The following is a 21,222-nucleotide window of genomic DNA, read 5'->3' on the forward strand; positions in this document are numbered from 1 at the left end:
GTCCCAGATAGACAATATGTCTTTGCGGTGGTGCGTAAATTACTTTTTATTTTCTTTCTTTAATTCATTCATACGCATAGCACGGACCTTGAGTGGAAGACCCCATAATGTGATGAAACCTTCTGCATCGTGGTGATCGTACATATCGCCAGTTGTGAATGAAGCAAGTGATTCACTGTAAAGTGAATATGGTGATGTAGTACCATTCTTGATGATGTTACCTTTGTATAAACGAAGTTTAACTTCACCAGTTACAACCTGCTGAGTTACATCAACAAATGCTGTGATAGCTTCTCTTACTGGAGTGAACCATTTACCTTCGTAAACGATACTAGCAAGCTTGCTACCAAGATCCTTCTTAAGAGCGATTGTATCACGGTCAAGAACAAGTTCTTCAAGCTGCTGATGAGCTTCCATAAGAATTGTTCCACCTGGAGTTTCATAAACGCCACGGCTCTTCATACCAACAACACGGTTTTCAACGATATCAACGATACCAACACCGTACTTACCACCGATAGTATTAAGTTCTCTGATGATGTCAGCGACTTTCATCTTCTTACCGTTAAGAGCGATAGGCATACCTTTTTCGAATTCAAGTGTAAGTTCAACATCTTCATCTGGAGCCTTTTCAGGTGTAACACCTAAAACAAGCATATGATCAAAGTTTGGAGCCTGTGAAGGATCTTCAAGTTCAAGACCTTCGTGGCTAATGTGCCAGATGTTTCTATCACGGCTGTATGACTGATCTGTACCAAATGGAAGATCAATGCCATGAGTCTTACAATATTCAATTTCAGCTTCACGAGAATCCATGTTCCATCTATCATCACGCCAAGGTGCAATTACTTTAATATCAGGAGCTAAAGCTTTGATACCAAGTTCAAAACGAATCTGGTCATTACCTTTTCCAGTAGCACCATGACAAATTGCAACAGCATTTTCTTTTCTTGCAATTTCAACTAACTTAGCAGCGATTGTAGGTCTTGCCATAGCTGTACCCATAAGGTATTTGTGTTCATAAACAGCACCAGCCTGTACACATGGCATAATGTAGTTTTCGCAAAGATCATCAACTACGTCTTCAATGTAAAGTTTTGAAGCACCTGAAATCTGTGCGCGTTCTTCAAGACCGTCAAGTTCATCGCCCTGACCACAGTCAATACAGCAACATACAACTTCATAACCGTATGTTTCTTTTAACCACGGAATAACCGCAGTAGTGTCAAGTCCGCCTGAATAGGCTAAAATAACTTTATCCATTTTAACACCTCTTTTTAATTTTGTTTTAATCCTATATATAATAACTTAAATATCAGCAAATGACAAGATAATTAAAAAAATATTACATTAGAACAAGCGAAAAAATCAAACAGATAATGTTAGAAATTTAAATAGTATGATATAATATTCAATATATATGAAGTTAAATAATTAAGGCTTTAGTGTATAAAAGATATTAGAAAAAATGACGAGGACTAATATGAATAGAGAAAAAAAGATTATACAAACAAGTATAATAGGTATTATTGCAAATGTATTTCTTGCAGGGTTTAAGGCAATTATTGGAATGTTATCACATTCTATCGCAATCACAATGGATGCGGTTAACAATTTAAGTGATGCAATTTCTTCTATAATAACAATCATAGGAACTAAGTTATCAGGTAAGGAACCAGATAAAGAACATCCTCTTGGTCATGGAAGGGTTGAGTATCTAAGTGCTTCTATAATTGCACTTATTATATTATATGCTGGTTTTACAGCTCTTATTGCATCGGTGAAAAATGTAATAAATCCAAAGACACCTGATTATAAGATGGTGTCTTTGTTAATAATATTTGTTGCGGTAATAGTAAAAATTGTTTTGGGATTATATGTTAGAAGTCAGGGTGAAAAGTTAAATAGTGGAGCCCTTAAAGCATCAGGAAGTGATGCACTTTTTGATGCAATTATTTCCGCTTCAACATTAGTAGCAGCTGTTATATTTATAACATTAAAGATAAGCCTAGAAAGCTATTTAGGTATTGTTATTTCTATTATGATTATAAAGGCTGGATTTGAGCAAATAAGTGAAACAATAAGCGAAATATTAGGAGCAAGAGTTGATCCTGAAATTGCAGCGAATATTAAAAAGTCAATTTTGGAATTCGAAGATGTTCATGGTGTATATGATTTGGTTGTACATAATTATGGCCCAGATCGATTTATAGGTTCAGCTCATATTGAAGTGGATGATACTTTAAGTGCAAATAGAATTGATGGACTTATGAGAAAAATTGCAGATAAGGTTTTAAATGATACTGGAATTCTTATGACTGGTATTTCAATTTATGCAAAGAATACTACTGATGAAAAAGCTGTTAAGATGGAAAAAGAAATAAGAGAAATGATTAAGGCTTACAAGGGCGTATTACAAATGCATGGTTTCTTTTTGAATGATGAAGAAAAAGATATAAGATTTGATATGGTTATTGATTATGATTTGAAAAAAGAAGAAAGAAAACAGGTATACGAAAGCGTTTGTAAGGATATTAGTGAAAAATATGAAGGGTACAAGGTTAACATAAATCTAGATTTTGATATATCTGATTAGAATCAAAGTATGAAATGAGGGTTCATACATAATATAAATTAGATTAAATGTATATATTTAATTCTAAAAAAACTAATAAGGAGGCTTGATATGAAAGATTTAATTATTATTGGATCGGGACCGGCGGGGGTTTCGGCAGCACTTACAGCGAAAAGAAGAAATTTGGACTTTTTATGGTTTGGTAATAAAAACCTAAGTCCTAAAGTTGAATTGGCACATAGGATAGATAACTATCCAGGACTAACGAGAGTAACAGGTCTTGAAATGAATCATATTTTTAAGGAACAGATAAAGACTGAAAAACTTGAAGTGATTGGAAAGATGATTAATCAAATTATGAAGATGGGTGATCACTTTATGGTTAGTGCGGGAAGTGATGTTTATGAAGCTAAAACAATTGTACTTGCATCAGGCGTAATTATGGGTAAGTTCATGGACGGCGAAAAAGAACTTGCAGGTAAGGGTGTAAGTTATTGTGCAACATGCGATGGTATGTTTTATAGAGAAAAAGAAATAGCTGTCGTATGTGAAAATAAGGAATTTGAGGAAGAAGTGTTATTTTTAGCAAATATCGCAAAGAAAGTATATTTATTTGTTAATTATGAAACTACATTACAAAAAGAAAATATTGAAATTCATAAGGAGAAACCTTACAAAGTAGAAGGTGAAAATAAGGCAACGGGAATCGTATATAAAGAAAAAGGAACAAATGAAGATGTACTTGTAGATATAGATGGAATATTTGTATTAAGAGATAGTATTAATCCTAATACTTTATTAAAAGGTCTTGAAATGGATGAAGGTCATATTATTGTAGATAGAACACAGGCTACTAGTGTTGAAGGTGTATATGCTGCAGGTGATTGTACAGGTAGACCTTATCAGTACGCAAAGGCAGTAGGGGAAGGTAATGTGGCTATTTATGGTGTAACTCAATACTTAGCCGGATTAGAAGAAGGTAATAATGATTAATGATTAGAATACCGACGTTTGATTAGAATACCGACGTTTGATTAGAATACCGACGAAGTCGGAAGTTTCTAATCTAAAAAAGTCGGAAGTTTCTAGAAAAAATAAAAACCAGTGAATTTTCACTGGTTTTTTATTTATATTAGTTAAAACAAAGGTTTAACTGGTTTACTTGCTTTTTCACAAATTGCAATTCCAAGAGCACCGGCACCTACATGACAGCTAATACTAATTGGAAGTCTTGAAAGACCGATGCTTTCATCTCCAAAGTACTCTCTAACTTGCATAACCCATTCTTTAGCAGCTTCTAAATCTCCTGAATAAGCTGTGTGAATCTCATACTTGTCTCCAGCGTATGTGGTTTCGCGTTCCTTCTTCATGATTTCAAGCATTGTTCTTTTGGCTTTCTTCATGCCTCTAACATTAGCAAATGAATCGAGTTTATCACCTTGAATCTGCAATACTGGTTTTAAGTTAAGTGCAGTTGCAATGCTTGCAGCAGCAGGAGTAACTCTGCCACCTTTCTTTAAAAGATCAAGTGTGTCAACCGCAATGTAAATTGAATTGTCATCCCAAGTTTTTTCAAGTTCATCACAAATCTCCTGAGCACTAAGACCCTGTTCAATTAAATCGAGAGCCTTATATACAGTAGCTCTTTGTGTGACTGAGATTCTCTTGTTATCAACTACAACAACTCTACCATCATAATCCTGTGCAAGACCCTTTGCAGTCTGTACAGCTCCACTAAGTGCGGATGACATAGGAATATGAAGAATGTAATCATATTCTTCTAATAATTCATCCCATGTATCTAATATAGTAGAAGGTGATGGTTGAGAAGTAGAAACATCACGTTTTTCATCTAAAAACTTAAAAAACTCTTCGTAAGAAAAATCTTTACCCTCAAAGTATTCAACACCATCTATTATAAAAGGCATATTTATAAGGCGAACGCCTATTTCTTCAGCTTCAGCAAATGTCATGCTGCTGTTAACGTCTGTAACGACAATAATTTTATTGCTCATAATTGCCCCTTTATCTAGTTTTTTATTCACTAAAAATATTACTATAATATTACAATTTAGTCAAATAAAAAATTGAGAAAAGTTAAATATATTGAGATAAATTTTAGAGATAAATAATAATGATGCTTTTAGTATGTTTTCTAAGGTAGGTTGACTTTATTATGGTATGTGATATTATTGTTAGGTAGAAAATGAGGAGTACGAATAGTATTATGAGTATAATTGAATTATTAATTTTTTCAATCGCACTTGCTATGGATGCATTTGCTGTATCTGTATGTAAGGGATTATCCTTAAAAAAAGTTAATGTAGCGCATCTTGTTTTGGCTGGAATTTGGTTTGGAGGATTTCAGGCACTTATGCCAGTTTTAGGATATTTTTGTGGAAGCAAGTTTGCTGATAAAGTAGATAAGTTTGACCATTGGATTGCATTTGTTATACTTGCATTAATTGGAGCAAGTATGATAAAGGAAAGTATGGGCGATGAAGAAGAAATAAATAGCAACATGGACATTAAGACCATGTTTTTTTTAGCGGTTGCTACAAGTATTGATGCACTTACAGTTGGAATAACATTTGCTTTTTTAGATGTTAACATAGTTGTGGCAGTTTTATTTATAGGTGTGATTACATTTGCTATTTCAGCAATGGGTGTAAAGATAGGTAGTATATTCGGAGATAAGTATAAATCAAGAGCAGAGATGTTAGGCGGTGGTGTTTTAATCTTAATTGGAATTAAGACTTTACTTACTGGCCTTTCAATAATATAAAAAAAAGAGTACAACTTTTATCTTTAATTTGTTATAATAAAAAATACAGATTTTTTATACAAAGAATTAATAGTTAGTAACTATGTTTTAGGAGGAAGAATAATGCAAATAGTTGATCTTGCAAAAGAATTATCAAGTACAGATTATCCTGGAAGAGGTATTATCATTGGAAAGTCTGACGATGGAAAGTATGCAGTATGTGCATATTTTATTATGGGAAGAAGTGAAAACAGTAGAAACAGAGTTTTCGTAGAAGATGGAGATGGAATTAGAACAGAAGCTTTTGATCCTGCTAAACTTGAAGATCCAAGTCTTATTATCTATGCCCCAGTTAGAATGTTAGATAATAAGCTTATTGTTACTAATGGTGATCAGACAGATACAGTATATGAATTTATGAAGAATGGTCGTTCATTTAATAGAGCTTTAAGATCTCGTGAATTTGAACCAGATGCACCTAATTTTACACCACGTATTTCAGGCATTTTAGAATTCACTGATGGTAGCTTTGAATATGCAATGTCTATATTAAAGAGCGATATGGGTGATTCAGATTGTTGTAATAGATTCACATTTACATATGATAATCCAAAGAATGGTTTAGGTAGATTTATCCATACATATATGGGGGATGGTAATCCACTTCCAAGTTTTGAAGGTGAACCAACACCTGTTGCTATTAGTGGTAATATTGATGAACTTACAAGTACAATTTGGAGTAACTTAAATGAGGATAATAAGGTATCTTTATTTGTAAGATATGTAGATTTAGAATCAGGTAAGATGGATACAAGAATTGTAAATAAGAATTAAGCATTTGCTTATTAGCAATAAAAATATAATACAGTGAGGAATTGACGATGAAAGAATTTGAATTAAAGTATGGTTGTAATCCAAATCAGAAACCATCAAAGATTTATATGGCTGATGGTTCAGAACTTCCAATTGAAGTTTTAAATGGTCGTCCAGGATACATCAATTTCCTTGATGCATTCAATGGTTGGCAGTTAGTAAGTGAACTTAAGAAGGCGACAGGTCTTCCTGCAGCAACATCATTTAAGCATGTTTCACCAGCAGGTGCAGCAGTAGGTCTTCCATTATCAGAAGTAGAAGCTAAGATTTATTGGGTAGATGATCAGAAGGATTTATCTCCACTTGCATGCGCTTATGCTAGAGCAAGAGGTGCTGATAGAATGTCATCATTTGGTGATTTTATTGCACTTTCAGATGAATGTGATGCTTCAACAGCTATGCTTATTAAGAGAGAAGTTTCTGATGGTGTTATTGCACCAGCTTATACAGATGAAGCTCTTGAAATTTTAAAGGCTAAGAAAAAAGGCAATTACAATGTAATTAAGATTGATCCAAATTACGTTCCAAAGCAGATTGAAACTAAAGAAGTATATGGTATTACTTTTGAACAGGGTAGAAATGAACTCGTAATTAATGATGAGTTATTCTCAAATGTTGTTACAGATAATAAAGATATTCCAGAGCAGGCTAAGATTGATTTAGCTATTGCTATGATTACACTTAAGTATACACAGTCAAACTCAGTATGTTACGCTAAGGGCGGACAGGCTATTGGTATCGGTGCTGGTCAGCAGTCTAGAATTCATTGTACAAGACTTGCTGGTAGCAAGGCTGATAACTGGTATTTACGTCAGGCTCCACAGGTACTTAACCTTCAGTTTGTAGATGGAATTGGTAGAGCAGATAGAGATAATTCAATCGATCTTTACATCGGTGATGAATATATGGATGTTTTAGCTGATGGTACTTGGGAGAAAATCTTCAAGGTTAAACCACCAGTATTCACAAGAGAAGAAAAGAGAGCATGGCTTGATGGCAACACAGAAGTTGCATTAGGTTCAGATGCATTCTTCCCATTTGGTGATAACATCGAAAGAGCATTTAAGAGCGGTGTTAAATATGTAGCACAGCCAGGTGGCTCAGTAAGAGACGATAACGTAATTGAAGCCTGCAACAAGCATGGTATGGCTATGTGCTTCACAGGAATTCGTTTATTCCACCATTAAGATGGAATAGCGCGGGCCAAGCCGCATATAGTTTATCACAGGCACTGCTCTCGCACAGTGGGGGTGCCCCTAGCGGTACTAAGCTCGTAAGTTGTTATTGTGATGTTATAAATAAACTAAACATACAGAATACAAGTATTCTATAATAAAAAATAGGGACTATGATTTAGAATGTAAACATTCAATCATGGTCCCTGTTTTTCATTACATAACGCTTTGCGTTATGTATGTTAACTTTATTTATAACTAATAACTTCTTACTCGCTAAGTGCCGAGACCCACAATGGCCTGTGATAATTCTATAATGCGGCTTGGCCCCCGCTTATTACATCTAGTGGTGGAAGAATGCCCGTGAATCACATAGTTATGGCCATGCTTGGGGAGGGTGGGGGATGTGTTATCGTCTCAAAAAAATAAGGACAATGATTTTGATTAATCATTGTCCTTATTTTTATATCCATCCGCCATCTACGTTTATGATTTGGCCAGTTAGGTATGGTGTTGCTTTGGTTAGAGCGATAGCTGCAGCAGCAACATCGTCTGTTGTACCAATGCGACCAGCTGGTATTTCTTCTATTACAGCATCTAAGTCATCGGAACTTAGATGTTCGTTCATTCTAGTATCGATAAGACCACATGCTAAAGCGTTAACGCTTATGTTTGATGGAGCTAGTTCTTTTGCAAGCGCCTTTGTATAAGTATTAATTGCACCTTTTGTAGCGCTATATGCTGTTTCCATTGAAGCTCCACAATTTCCCCATACGGAAGATATATTAATAATCTGTCCTGATTTCTTATTAATAAAGTCAGGAAGCGCATATTTGCACATTGAAACGACGCTTGTAACATTATTGTTCCATATGTTATCCCATGATTCTTTTGTAATGTCATTTGCTAATTCAAAAATTGAAATACCTGCATTATTAACAAGGACATCGAGTGTTCTGTCAGAGGAGTGGATTATTTTCATAACTTTTTTATTATTATCAAATATGGAGTGATCTATGCAAATTTCTTTGCAATAAACATTATATTTTGAAATTTCATCCAGGGTTTCCTTGATGCCGGCTTCATTATGCATATATGTAACAAATACGTCATAACCTTCTTTAGCAAATGCAATGGCAACTTTTTTCCCGATTCCAGAAGAAGCCCCTGTAACTAGAACAGTTTTATTCATAATATATCTCCGTTTCTTATTTTTATTGCTGTATCGTAAATATTATATATATATTAAATTTATAAAATATTATTAGTGTAAAATCAAGTAAATATTGATAAAAATATAGTGTTTTTTATGCATTTTTTTCAAAAAAAATACTATAAATTGGGGTCAATGTGTTGACATAAGAGAAAATGATTGTTATAATTCTACTTGTAATAAATTTGTAACATTTAATTTTTTGGAAATCAAAACTAAAAAAAAGTAAATGGAGATTATCATGAAAACAGTTGGAAAGCTAGTTGCTACATCCCTTGTTGCAGGCGCATGCGTGTGGGCAAGTGGAGTTGAAACTAATGCAGCAACTCTTGATACAGAGATTGCAAGTGCAGGTGGTTCAGTAGCACTAGAAGAGTATTGCGAGGCTTCAGACGCAAACAAACCTGAAGCAGAGATTGCCACAATTATTGAGAAATCAGTACAGGCAGTTAAAGAAGAACATTCAATCTTTAAAGATGTTTGTATCGCAAAGGTTGAAGCAGACGGATATGTAAATGTTCGTAAAAATCCTAACACAGAAGCTAAAGTCGTAGGTAAGATTTTTGGTAACTGTGGTGGTGACATTATCAAAGAAAAAGACGGATGGTATAAGATCAAGTCTGGTAACGTTAAAGGATGGGTTAAAGCAGAATTTTTCGTAACAGGTGAAGATGCTAAGGACTATGCAGTAGATAACGGTTATGTACTTGCAACAGTTAAAGAATCTGGTTTAAGAGTTAGAAAGAAACAGTCAAAGAAAGCTGATGTTATTTCTAACGTTTATAAAGAAGAAACATACGCAGTAACAAAGTATGGTAAAACAGATAACTGGATTAAGCTTGGTATCGATGAAGGTGTTGAAGGTTGGGTATCAACTGAATATATCGATTTAAAGATTGGTTATGAACCAGCTATTACACTTGCAGAAGAAAAAGCTATGCTTCAGGCTCAGGCTGAAAAAGAAGCAGAAGAAGAAGCTTCAAGACAGGCAAGTATTGCAGCATCAGAAGCAGCAGAGGAAGCTGAAACAGCTACTGAGGCTACTACAGCAGCAACACAGACATATCAGGAAAGCAAGGAAATGACTACTGTATATCAGCAGACTACAAAGCAGCAGACTACAGCAGCTCAGGTTGAAGATAATGTATCATATGATTCAGCAACAGGTTCAGCTGTAATTGCATATGCTAAACAGTTCCTTGGTAATCCATACGTATATGGTGGATCAAGTTTAACAAACGGAACTGACTGCTCAGGATTTACAATGTCAGTATACGCACACTTTGGTTATTCGTTACCACGTACATCTAGCGCACAGAGATCTGCAGGTGTTGGAGTATCATTAAATGCAGTTCAGCCAGGTGACATTATTTGTTACAATGGTCATGTAGCTCTTTACATTGGTGGTGGACAGATTATCCACGCTAGTACACCTTCAACAGGTATTATTATTTCATCAATGTATTATGGATCAAATCCAATATGTGCTAGAAGAATTATTAGATAATTAAATAAGGTTATGAACCCGGTGATTTATTCACCGGGTTTTTTGTTTTTTTATCCATTTTTATGTATGATTTTTTCTATTGCCAGTAATTGATAAAAATTAAGGTAACATAAGATTATTGTATATCACTTTGGTTTACATAACTGAAAAAGTTATCCACAAGTAAAAAGGGCATATTTTAGCCAAAAAGGGACTTATATACCGAGTTATCCACATTGTCCACCGAAAAAAAGTCTTGAAAACGTGTTTAGGTTATGTAAATAAGGCATTTTTTATGATAATTCATATAATATGAAAATGCATAAAAAAAGCTATTGACTCTTGATGTTTTTTAATATTTCGGACGTTTATATAATGACTTTTTATAAGCAAAAAAATATATTTATTTTGTTTGTAAAAAATAACTAAAAGTCTATGGATAAAAATGGGTTTATATGGTATAATATACAAAAGAAGTTAATAGTGATTAGAAACCAAGAGATTATTGGAATTCTAATCTAAAAAACCTTCTTTTAATACTGACATGAGGAGGTGTATTTATATGAAATACATTATTACAGGAAAGAACATTGATGTTACAGAGGGTTTAAAACGTGCAATCGAGGATAAACTTGATAAACTCGATCGTTACTTTAACAAGGAAACAGAGGTTATTGTTACTTTAAACGTAGAGAAAGGTAGACAGAAGATTGAAGTAACAATTCCAGTCAAGGGAAGCATGATAAGGGCTGAACAGACAAGCGAAGATATGTATGCTTCAATTGATTTAGTATTAGATACTATTGAAAGACAGATTAAGAAACATAAGAATAAAATTAAGGATAGACATCAGCAGGGTGGAGTGTTTACTAGTGAGTTCTTAGAGACAACATATGAAGAAGAAGAAGATATCAAGATTGTAAAAACAAAAAGATTTGGAATTAAACCTATGGATCCAATTGAAGCTTGCTATCAGATGGAATTACTTGGACATGACTTCTTCGTATTCCTTAACAGTGAAACAGATGAGGTAAGTGTTGTTTATAAACGTAAAGGAAATACATATGGTCTCATTGAACCAGAGCTTGATTAATTATTTAGCAAATTTTTATTAATATCAAAAAGATATTAATGTTTATAGTTGAATAGTAAAAAGGAAGAGTATTATTTCTAGAATATTAGAGATAATACTCTTTTCTTTATGTGTATTTAGACTTGAACTTATGCGATTGTTGTGGTACAATACGAACGTTAATGTGCATTATTATGGATATCTATAATTTAACGAAAATAACATGAAAAAATAAAGAGTAAGAAAGTAAAAGAATAATAAGCGTAGATATCTAGAAAGTAGGAGATTAGACATGGATATTGTAAAGACACTTTTTGGTTCAAGTAGTGCCAAGGAGATAAAGAGGTTAAAGAAACAACTTAATAAGATTGAAAGTTTAAGAGATTCTATGATGGCTCTTTCTGATGATGATTTAAAGGCTAAAACAGAAGAGTTTAAAAAGAGATATAAAGATGGAGAAACACTTGATCAATTATTACCAGAAGCATTTGCTGTAGTAAGAGAGGCTTCAAGACGTGTATTGGGTACAGAACATTATCATGTACAGCTTATTGGTGGTATTATTCTTCATCAGGGTCGTATCGCTGAAATGAAAACTGGTGAAGGTAAGACACAGACATGTCTTTTACCAGCTTATCTTAACGCACTTACAGGTGAAGGTGTACATGTAGTTACAGTTAATGATTACCTTGCAAAGCGTGATAGTGAGTGGGTAGGTCAGGTTCATAGATTCTTAGGCCTTACATGTGGTTGTGTATTAAACCAGATGGACAACGATGAAAGAAGAGAAGCATACAATTGCGATATTACATATATTACAAATAATGAGTTAGGTTTTGATTACCTTAGAGATAACATGGTAATTTATAAAGATCAGTTAGTACAGAGAGATCTTAATTATGCCATCGTCGATGAGGTTGACTCAGTTCTTATTGATGAAGCTAGAACACCACTTATTATTTCAGGTCAGAGTGGTAAGTCAACTAAGCTTTATGAAGCATGTGATATTTTAGCTCGTCAGCTTGAAAAAGGTGAAGCAGAAGAACTTACAAAGATGAACGCTATGATGGGTGAAGCTGTTAAGGAAACAGGTGACTTTGTAGTTAATGAAAAAGATAAAGTTGTAAACCTTACTGAAGAAGGTGTTGCTAAGGTTGAAAAATTCTTCCATATAGACAACCTTGCTGATCCTGAAAACTTAGAAATTCAGCATAACATCATCTTAGCACTTCGTGCTCATAACCTTATGTTTAAGGATCAGGATTATGTAGTTAAGGATGATGAAGTACTTATCGTAGATGAATTTACTGGACGTATTATGCCAGGTAGAAGATATTCAGATGGTCTTCATCAGGCTATTGAAGCTAAGGAACATGTTAAGGTTAAGAGAGAAAGTAAAACTCTTGCAACTATTACATTCCAGAACTTCTTTAACAAGTATAAGAAAAAATGTGGTATGACAGGTACAGCTATGACAGAGGAACAGGAATTCCAGAATATCTATGGTATGGACGTTGTTGAAATTCCAACTAACAAGCCTGTTATTAGAATTGATCATGAAGATGCTGTATTTAAGACAAGAAAAGAAAAACTTCATGCAGTTGTAGATAATATTGAAGAATCATATAAGAAGGGTCAGCCAGTACTTGTAGGTACTATTACAATTGAAGCTTCTGAAGAAATTAGTGGATTACTTAAGAAAAGAGGAATTCCTCACCACGTTCTTAATGCTAAGTTCCATGAACTTGAAGCTGAAATCGTAGCGCAGGCAGGTGTACATGGTGCAGTTACAATTGCAACTAATATGGCAGGTCGTGGTACTGATATTAAACTTGATGATGAAGCTAAGGCAGCTGGTGGTCTTAAGATCATCGGTACAGAAAGACATGAAAGTAGACGTATTGATAACCAGCTTCGTGGACGTTCAGGACGTCAGGGAGATCCAGGTGAATCAAAATTCTATCTTTCACTTGAAGATGATATCATGAGACTCTTTGGTTCAGAAAGACTTATGGGAATCTTTAATAGTCTCGGTGTTGCTGAGAATGAAGAACTTCATCACAAGATGTTAACTAAGGCCATTGAAAGAGCTCAGAAGAAAATTGAAAATAATAACTTTGGTATCAGAAAGAACTTACTTGAATATGATCAGGTTAATAACGATCAGAGAGAAATTATCTATGAAGAACGTAGAAAGGTTCTTGATGGTGAAAACATGAGAAGTTCAGTTATTAAGATGATTGATGATACTATTGATAAGAATATTGATACAGTAATTTCATCAGACATTAATCCAAATGATTGGGATGTCGGAGAACTTAATCATCTTCTTATTCCAATCTTCCCATTCGATAAGGATGAGATTCTTAAGATTGAAGAAGATGCATCAAGTGTAGATGAACTTAAGAAAAACGTTAAGGAAGCTGCTCATAAGCTTTATGAAGCTAAGGAAGCAGAGTTCCCAGAAGATGTTACTCCTGATATTAGAGAACTTGAACGTATTGTAATTCTTAAGACAATTGATAGAAAGTGGATGGATCATATTGATGATATGGATCAGCTCCGTCAGGGTATTGGTCTTCAGGCTATGGGTCAGAGAGATCCAGTTGTTGAATATAAATTCGCTGGTTTTGACATGTTCAATGATATGATTTCAAGTATTCAGGAAGATACAGTTAAGGTACTTAACCACGTTAAGATTGAGGAAAGGGTTGAAAGAGAAGAGGTTGCTAAGGTTACAGGAACTAACAAGGATGATTCTGTTGCTAAGGGACCAAAGAAGAGGGATGAAGCTAAGGTTTATCCTAATGACCCATGTCCATGTGGAAGTGGTAAAAAGTATAAAAACTGTTGCGGAAGAAAGTAGACTTTTAATAAAAGATTATCCTAGTTTTTACATGGATAATCTTTTATTATTGGATAATGGTTTAAGTATAAATTGAAAGGTTAGTTATGTTAGAGTTAGAACAGATTAGTTATGATTTAGAACAATTGAGAGAGCCTTTAGAAGAAATAGGTAAATCATTGGATTTGGAAAATAAAGAAAAGAGAATTTCTGAATTAGAAAAAATCATGGAAGCACCTGATTTCTGGGACGATATGAATAAAGCCAAAGAGTACATGAAAGAGGTTAATTCATTAAAAGCATCAAGGGATAAATATAAAGCATTGGTTGATTTGTTTGAAGAAGCAGAGACATTAATTGAAATTGCTAATGAAGAAGATGATGCTTCTTTAATTGAAGAAATAGAAGATAAATGCAAAGAGTTTAGTAATTCTCTTGATAATATGAAGATTGCAGTACTTCTATCAGATGAGTATGATGGTAGCAATGCAATACTTAGACTTAATGCTGGTGCGGGTGGAACAGAAGCTTGCGACTGGGTAAGCATGCTTTATAGAATGTATGTAAGATGGGCAGAATCAAAAGGCTTTAAGGTTAAGGTTTTAGATAGCCTTGATGGTGATGAAGCTGGTTTCAAGTCTGTTACTATTCAGATAGATGGAGAGAATGCATTTGGTTATTTGAAATCTGAACGAGGAGTTCATAGATTGGTAAGAATATCTCCTTTTAATGCAGCTGGTAAAAGACAAACTTCATTTGCTTCATTAGATGTCATGCCTGATATTGAAGAAGATATTGATATTGAAATAAATGATGATGATATTAGAATTGACACATATAGATCAAGTGGTGCTGGTGGACAGCATATTAATAAAACTTCATCTGCCATTAGAATTACACACTTCCCAACAGGAATAGTAGTTCAGTGTCAGAATGAAAGATCTCAGGTTCAGAATAAGGATAAAGCCATGAAGATGCTTAAGGCTAAACTTCTTTTAGTTAAAAAGGAAGAAGAGGAAGCTAAAAGAGCAGGAATCAGAGGTGAAGTAAAAGAAATAGGCTGGGGTAGTCAGATTAGATCATATGTAATGCAACCATATACTTTGGTTAAAGATCATAGAACTAATGAAGAGGTTGGTAATGCTCAGTCAGTTCTTGATGGTAATCTTGATCCTTTTATTAGTGCATATCTTAGATGGAATAGCATTAATAAGAGTGGATTAGAGTAATGGTTAAAATAAAATAGTTGCAATGATTTTCTAACTATGGTAAAATTTTGTGCGAATATATAAATCTATAAATGGTTGTTTAAGAGATTTATATATAGAGGATATTAATTTATTTTATAATTAAAGGAGCAGAAGATGATAAACGTAGCAGTACTTGGATATGGTACAGTAGGTAGTGGCGTTGTTGAAGTTATTAATACTAACAACGAACTTATTAACAAAAGAGTAGGCGATACAGTTAAAATTAAATATGTATTAGACCTAAGAGACTTTCCTGGGGATGTAGTTGAAAACATTTTGGTTAAAGATTACGATGTAATTGTAAATGATCCAGAAGTTTCAATTATTGCTGAAGCTATGGGCGGAATTGACTTCCCATATGAATGTGCTAAGAAGGCAATTGCTGCAGGGAAAAGTTATTGTACATCTAATAAGGAACTTGTTGCAAAACATGGTCCAGAGCTTATTAAACTTGCTAAAGAAAATAATGTAAACTTCTTATTTGAAGCAAGTGTAGGCGGTGGTATTCCTGTTATTAGACCAATTAACGAATCACTTACACCTGATGATATTGTTGAAGTTGTAGGTATTCTTAATGGTACAACTAACTACATTTTATCCAAGATGGCTAAGGAAGGATCAGATTTCGATACAGTGCTTAAGAGAGCACAAGATTTAGGATATGCAGAAAGAAATCCTGAAGCAGACGTTGAAGGATATGATGCATGTAGAAAGATTGCAATTTTATCTTCACTTGCAACAGGCAAGTATGTTAATTTTGAAGATATTAAAACAGAAGGTATCACAAAAATTACAGATGTTGACTTTAAATATGCTAACTTACTTGGATTATCAGTTAAGTTATTTGGTAGATTTAAGAAGGTTGACGGTAAGTACTTTGCAATGGTATCACCTGTTATGATAGATAAGACACATCCTTTATATAGTGTTGAAGATGTAAAGAATGGTATCTTGGTTAGAGGTAACATGGTTGGTGATGTTATGTTCTATGGTAGTGGAGCTGGTAAGCTTCCTACAGCTAGTGCAGTTGTTTCTGATATTGTTGAAGCTGCAAGAGCAATTGGTAGAAACATCAATATCATTATGAGTGATGAGAAATTAGAACTTAGTGATATTTCGGAATTTGAAAGTAGATTCTTTGTAAGAGTTAAGAATGCTGATAAGGATGCTATTGAATCAGTATTTGGTGATGTAGAAATTATTAATCTTGGTGAGATTGATGATGAGGTAGGTTTCATTACAAGATCAATGACTGAAAAGGCATTTGCTGAAGCTGAGAGCAAATTTGATAATGTCATTACAAGAATTAGAATAATGTAAATCTTGTTATTTATAGAAATAGAAATTACGTTTAAGGTAGATGGGGCACACGAAGTTGGAAAAAGCCCTGTGGAAGGAATATAAAATGAAGAATGTTAAGGTTGTAAAATTTGGTGGTAGCTCACTTGCTGATGCAAATCAGTTTAAGAAAGTTGCTGATATTATAAAGGCAGATCCTGCGAGAAGATTCGTTGTAGCATCAGCTCCAGGTAAAAGATATGTTGAAGATGTTAAAGTAACAGATATGTTATATGCTTGCTATAAGGCAGCAGCATCAGGACAGGATTTTGAGTCATTATTTGCTGATATTAAGAAGAGATTTGAAGATATTATTAAGGATCTTAATCTTGATTTCTCTCTTGATGAAGATTTTGATATTATTAGAAGTTCATTTAAGCACATGGCTGGTCGTGATTATGCAGCAAGCCGTGGTGAATTCTTAAATAGTAAGATTCTTGCTAAGTATTTAGGTTATGAATTCATCGACCCAGCTGGAGATATCTTCTTTGATGAAGAAGGTAAGTTTGACTGGGAACATACGAAGGAGGTTTTAGGACCAAAGCTTGCATCAATTGAAAATGCAGTTATTCCTGGTTTCTATGGTTCAATGCCTAACGATACAATTAAGACTTTCTCAAGAGGTGGTTCTGACGTAACGGGTTCAATTGTTGCTCGTGCGGCAGGTGCTGATGTATACGAAAACTGGACAGATGTATCAGGATGTCTTGTTTGTGATCCAAGAATTGTTAATAATCCAGAAACAATTTCAGTTATTACATATAGAGAACTTAGAGAACTTGCATACATGGGTGCTACAGTTCTTCATGAAGATGCTATCTTCCCAGTTAGAGCTGCAGGTATTCCAATTAATATTAGAAATACAAATGAACCAGATAATCCAGGTACAATGATCGTATCTGAATCAGCTGAGGTTAGTCCATTTACAATTACAGGTATTGCTGGTAAGAAGGGTCTTTCAGCAATTAATATTGAAAAGGACAAGATGAACTCAACTATCGGATTTGGTAGAAATGTTCTTCGTGCACTTGAAAAGAATGACATCAGTTTTGAGCATATGCCATCAGGTGTTGATACAATGTCAGTAGTTATCGCAAGTGAAGCACTTCGTGGTAAGGAAAGATATGTTCTTGATGAAATTAACTTCAGAGTTCATCCAGATCATATGGATATTGAAAACAATCTTGCACTTATTGCAGTTGTAGGCCGTGGCATGAAGAGTGTTCGTGGTACAGCTTGTGCATTATTTGAAGCTCTTGCAAAAGCCAGAGTTAACGTTAAGATGATTGACCAGGGTTCAAGTGAATTAAATATCATAATTGGTGTAGAAGAAGAGGATTTCGAAGTTGCAATTCAGGCAATTTACGATAGATTCGTAACAAGCAAAAAAAATAAATAATTTATATCATATTTCAAAAAACATCACAGTTTAGGCTGTGATGTTTTTTTGAATTTGCCCCCCTGGTCAGTTCCATAAAAATATACGGTCAGGTATTTACATATATACTCCGGAGCAGTTGATTGTTTTCTATTCGATTCACGCGCCTATTAACCGGCAGTCGCACTTTGTACTTCGTAAAAGCTGACTTTGTGCCGGTAGCTAGCGTGAATCTCATAACGAAAAAATCAAATGACTCCATCGCATATAATGTAAATTCCTTGACCGTATATTTTTATGCGATTTTGCAAGGGGCAAATTCATATATAAAAACAAGCCTAAACAGTGATTTAAGTTTTTTATGAAATATGATATAATTATGAAGGACTGTCGAAACATATTTGCTAGAGAAAAAAGATGTATTAGACAGTCTGGAAAAATGTAAATTAAGCGAGGAATATTATGACTATTAATGAACAGATAGCTGCTGATCTTGGTATTAAGCTTAGTCAGGTTGAAGCTACAGTAAAACTTATTGATGAGGGAAATACAATACCTTTTATTGCAAGATATAGAAAGGAAGTTACAGGCTCTCTTGACGATGAAATTTTAAGAAAGTTTGATGAGAGACTTAAGTATTTAAGAAACCTTGAAGAAAAGAAAGAACAGGTATTAAAATCAATTGAAGAGCAAGGTAAGTTAACAGAAGAATTAAAAGCTGAAATTTTTGCTGCGCAGACACTTGTATTAGTTGATGATTTATATAGACCATATAGACCTAAGAGAAGAACAAGAGCAACAATAGCTAAGGAAAAAGGTTTAGAACCATTAGCTTTATATATTAGACTTCAGAAAGCGGATAAGGAATTAGAAGAAGAAGCTAAGAAATATATTGATGAAGAAAAAGAAGTTTCGTCTGAAAAAGATGCTATTGCTGGCGCAATGGATATTATTGCTGAACAGATTTCTGATGAAGCGGATTATAGAACATGGATTAGAAATAAGACATTTAAGAATGGTTTAATTAAGAGTGAAGCGAAGGATAAAGAAGCAGAATCAGTATATGAAATGTATTATGACTTTGAAGAGAAGATTTCAAAGTTAGCAGGATATAGCATACTAGCACTTAATAGAGGTGAGAAAGAAAAAGTATTAACTGTAAAGATTGTTTCACCAGAAGAAGATATTTTAAAGTATCTTGAAAAACAGATTATAGCATCTGATAATCCTTATACTACACCAGTTCTTAAAGATACTATTTTAGATGCTTATGAAAGATTAATAGAACCAGCAATTGAAAGAGAAATCAGAAATGATTTAACAGAGAAGGCAGAAGATGGTGCCATAGATGTATTTGGTAAGAATTTAAAACAGTTATTAATGCAGGCTCCACTTGCTGGCAAAACAGTTCTTGGATGGGATCCTGCTTTTAGAACAGGTTGTAAATTAGCAGTTGTAGATAGTACAGGTAAGGTACTTGCAACTGATGTTATATTCCCAACTGCACCACAGAATAAGGTTGAGGAAAGTAAGAAGACAGTTAGAGCACTTATTAAGAAGTATGGCATTGATGTTATCTCAGTTGGTAATGGTACAGCAAGCCGTGAGTCAGAACTTATTATTGCTGACATGATTAAGGAAATGGGTGGCGGAGTTTCATATGTTATCGTTAATGAAGCAGGTGCTTCAGTATATTCAGCATCAGCTCTTGCAACTAAGGAATTCCCTAAACTTAATGTTGGAGAGAGAAGTGCAACTTCAATTGCTAGAAGACTTCAAGATCCACTTGCAGAACTTGTTAAGATTGATCCTAAGGCAATTGGTGTTGGTCAGTATCAGCATGACATGAATCAGGGCAAGTTATCAGATGCCCTAGATGGTGTTGTAGAAGATTGTGTTAATAAAGTTGGAGTTGATTTAAATACTGCATCAGGAAGTTTGTTAGAGCATATTGCAGGTATTAGTAAAGCTGTTGCAGGTAACATCGTAGAGTATAGAGAAGCAAATGGAAAGTTTAAAAATAGAAAAGAACTTTTAAAAGTTCCTAAGTTAGGACCTAAAGCTTTCGAACAGTGCGCAGGTTTCATTAGAGTTAATGATGGTGATAATCCACTTGATTCAACAGGTGTACATCCAGAAAGTTATGATAGTACTTATAAGCTACTAACTATGTTAAATGTAAATTTAGATGATGTTAAAGGTGGTCTTATGGGTGTATCACTCATGGCCAAGGATACAAAGAAGATTTCAAAAGAATTAGAAATTGGTGAAGAAACATTAAAGGATATCATTAAGGAATTAGAAAAGCCAGGAAGAGACCCTAGAGAGGATGCACCTGCACCAATTCTTAGAAGTGATGTTCTTGAGATGGAAGATCTTAAAGAAGGTATGGTACTTAAAGGTACAGTAAGAAATGTTATTGATTTCGGAGCATTTGTTGATATAGGTGTACATCAGGATGGTCTTGTACATATTTCAGAAATGTCAGATAAGTACATTAAGCATCCACTTGAAGTCGTAAGTGTTGGCGATATCGTTGATGTTATGGTTATGAGTGTTGATCTTAAGAAGAAAAGAATTCAGTTAACAATGAAAGGGGTAAAGTAGTATGGCAAAGGTATTGGCATTTTTAGCAGATGGTTTAGAAGATGTTGAAGCATTAGCTGTTATTGATTTACTTAGAAGAGCAAGGGTAGAAACAACAACAGTTTCAATAAAGGATGATAATTTAGTTACAACATCACATGGAGTTATGCTTCATGCAGATAAGAAGTTTGATGAAATAAACTTTGATGAATACGATGTTTTATTCTTGCCAGGTGGTGGAGTAGGAACAGAGAATTTATTTAACTGTGAAAAGTTAAAAGAAAAGATTCTTGAATTTGATAAGGCAGGGAAAACACTTGCAGCAATTTGTGCAGCTCCAAGTGTATTTGGTCGTATGGGACTTCTTAAAGGAAAGAAGGCTACATGTTATCCAGGATTTGAAGAACAGTTACTGGGTGCAACACCAACAGGCGAAAGAGTTGTTACAGATGGTAATTATATTACATCAAAAGGTATGGGTACAGCTATTGATTTAGGTCTTGAACTTATTAAGGTTTTAGTAAGCGAAGAAAAGTCAGAAGAAATTGCTAAGCAGGTGCAATACAAATAGCAAATAGGAGGGGCCCACGAAGTGGGAAGAACCTGTTTGCATTGTGCATGCCCATTGCCGAAGGCAATTTAAAATGCATGCACATCCCGTAGGTAT

General features: G+C 34.3%; 16 protein-coding genes. 13 read left to right on the forward strand and 3 right to left on the reverse strand.

Features of this window, described 5'->3' with window-relative positions; translation table 11 throughout:
* Nucleotides 1–39: 39 nt before the first annotated feature.
* Nucleotides 40–1,263, reverse strand: a complete 1,224-nt coding sequence (locus B5D16_RS06695) for an argininosuccinate synthase (protein ID WP_078766214.1) — start codon at nt 1,261–1,263, stop codon at nt 40–42.
* A gap of 220 nt (nt 1,264–1,483) precedes the next feature.
* Between B5D16_RS06695 and B5D16_RS06700 the strand changes: the two genes are divergently transcribed.
* Nucleotides 1,484–2,596, forward strand: coding sequence for a cation diffusion facilitator family transporter (locus tag B5D16_RS06700; RefSeq protein ID WP_143405066.1), 1,113 nt, complete (start codon nt 1,484–1,486; stop codon nt 2,594–2,596).
* Nucleotides 2,597–2,686: 90 nt separating this feature from the next.
* Entirely contained in the window at nt 2,687–3,568 is an 882-nt protein-coding gene (locus tag B5D16_RS06705; protein WP_078766216.1) for an NAD(P)/FAD-dependent oxidoreductase, read from the forward strand.
* Between the two features lie 143 nt (nt 3,569–3,711).
* Here the strand turns inward: B5D16_RS06705 and B5D16_RS06710 are convergent, their stop codons facing one another.
* Entirely contained in the window at nt 3,712–4,590 is an 879-nt protein-coding gene (locus B5D16_RS06710; protein ID WP_078766217.1) for a DegV family protein, read from the reverse strand.
* 212 nt (nt 4,591–4,802) lie between these two features.
* Between B5D16_RS06710 and B5D16_RS06715 the strand changes: the two genes are divergently transcribed.
* From B5D16_RS06715 to B5D16_RS06725, 3 genes are all read left to right on the forward strand, one after another.
* Nucleotides 4,803–5,360, forward strand: coding sequence for a manganese efflux pump MntP (locus tag B5D16_RS06715; protein ID WP_078766218.1), 558 nt, complete (start codon nt 4,803–4,805; stop codon nt 5,358–5,360).
* Between the two features lie 102 nt (nt 5,361–5,462).
* Nucleotides 5,463–6,173, forward strand: coding sequence for an IMP cyclohydrolase (locus B5D16_RS06720; protein ID WP_078766219.1), 711 nt, complete (start codon nt 5,463–5,465; stop codon nt 6,171–6,173).
* Nucleotides 6,174–6,220: 47 nt separating this feature from the next.
* The gene (locus B5D16_RS06725) at nt 6,221–7,399 is read left to right on the forward strand and encodes a phosphoribosylaminoimidazolecarboxamide formyltransferase (RefSeq protein ID WP_078766220.1); all 1,179 of its coding nucleotides are present in this window, start codon (nt 6,221–6,223) and stop codon (nt 7,397–7,399) included.
* Between the two features lie 451 nt (nt 7,400–7,850).
* Here the strand turns inward: B5D16_RS06725 and ymfI are convergent, their stop codons facing one another.
* A complete protein-coding gene (ymfI, locus tag B5D16_RS06730; protein ID WP_078766221.1) occupies nt 7,851–8,579 on the reverse strand; it encodes an elongation factor P 5-aminopentanone reductase in 729 nt (242 codons plus the stop codon).
* A gap of 262 nt (nt 8,580–8,841) precedes the next feature.
* Between ymfI and B5D16_RS06735 the strand changes: the two genes are divergently transcribed.
* The 8 genes from B5D16_RS06735 (at nt 8,842) to B5D16_RS06770 (ending at nt 21,126) form a co-directional block, all read left to right on the forward strand.
* A complete protein-coding gene (locus B5D16_RS06735; protein ID WP_159444320.1) occupies nt 8,842–10,107 on the forward strand; it encodes a C40 family peptidase in 1,266 nt (421 codons plus the stop codon).
* Between the two features lie 541 nt (nt 10,108–10,648).
* Nucleotides 10,649–11,179: a ribosome hibernation-promoting factor, HPF/YfiA family gene (gene hpf, locus B5D16_RS06740; protein ID WP_078766223.1), complete on the forward strand. Its 531-nt coding sequence runs from the start codon at nt 10,649–10,651 to the stop codon at nt 11,177–11,179.
* Nucleotides 11,180–11,450: 271 nt separating this feature from the next.
* Nucleotides 11,451–14,024 (forward strand): preprotein translocase subunit SecA, encoded by a 2,574-nt coding sequence (secA, locus tag B5D16_RS06745; protein WP_078766224.1) that lies wholly within the window; start codon nt 11,451–11,453, stop codon nt 14,022–14,024.
* Between the two features lie 86 nt (nt 14,025–14,110).
* Complete coding sequence (gene prfB / locus B5D16_RS06750) at nt 14,111–15,232, forward strand: peptide chain release factor 2 (protein WP_078766225.1); 1,122 nt, start codon at nt 14,111–14,113, stop codon at nt 15,230–15,232.
* Nucleotides 15,233–15,367: 135 nt separating this feature from the next.
* A complete protein-coding gene (locus B5D16_RS06755) occupies nt 15,368–16,573 on the forward strand; it encodes a homoserine dehydrogenase (RefSeq protein WP_078766226.1) in 1,206 nt (401 codons plus the stop codon).
* A gap of 85 nt (nt 16,574–16,658) precedes the next feature.
* Complete coding sequence (locus tag B5D16_RS06760) at nt 16,659–17,990, forward strand: aspartate kinase (protein ID WP_078766227.1); 1,332 nt, start codon at nt 16,659–16,661, stop codon at nt 17,988–17,990.
* A gap of 441 nt (nt 17,991–18,431) precedes the next feature.
* The gene (locus B5D16_RS06765) at nt 18,432–20,576 is read left to right on the forward strand and encodes a Tex family protein (protein WP_078766228.1); all 2,145 of its coding nucleotides are present in this window, start codon (nt 18,432–18,434) and stop codon (nt 20,574–20,576) included.
* 1 nt (nt 20,577) lies between these two features.
* Nucleotides 20,578–21,126 (forward strand): DJ-1 family glyoxalase III, encoded by a 549-nt coding sequence (locus B5D16_RS06770; RefSeq protein ID WP_078766229.1) that lies wholly within the window; start codon nt 20,578–20,580, stop codon nt 21,124–21,126.
* Nucleotides 21,127–21,222 lie beyond the last annotated feature (96 nt).

It is taken from the genome of Eubacterium uniforme (genome assembly GCF_900167115.1).
Taxonomy (GTDB): Bacteria; Bacillota; Clostridia; order Lachnospirales; family Lachnospiraceae; genus Eubacterium_S; species Eubacterium_S uniforme.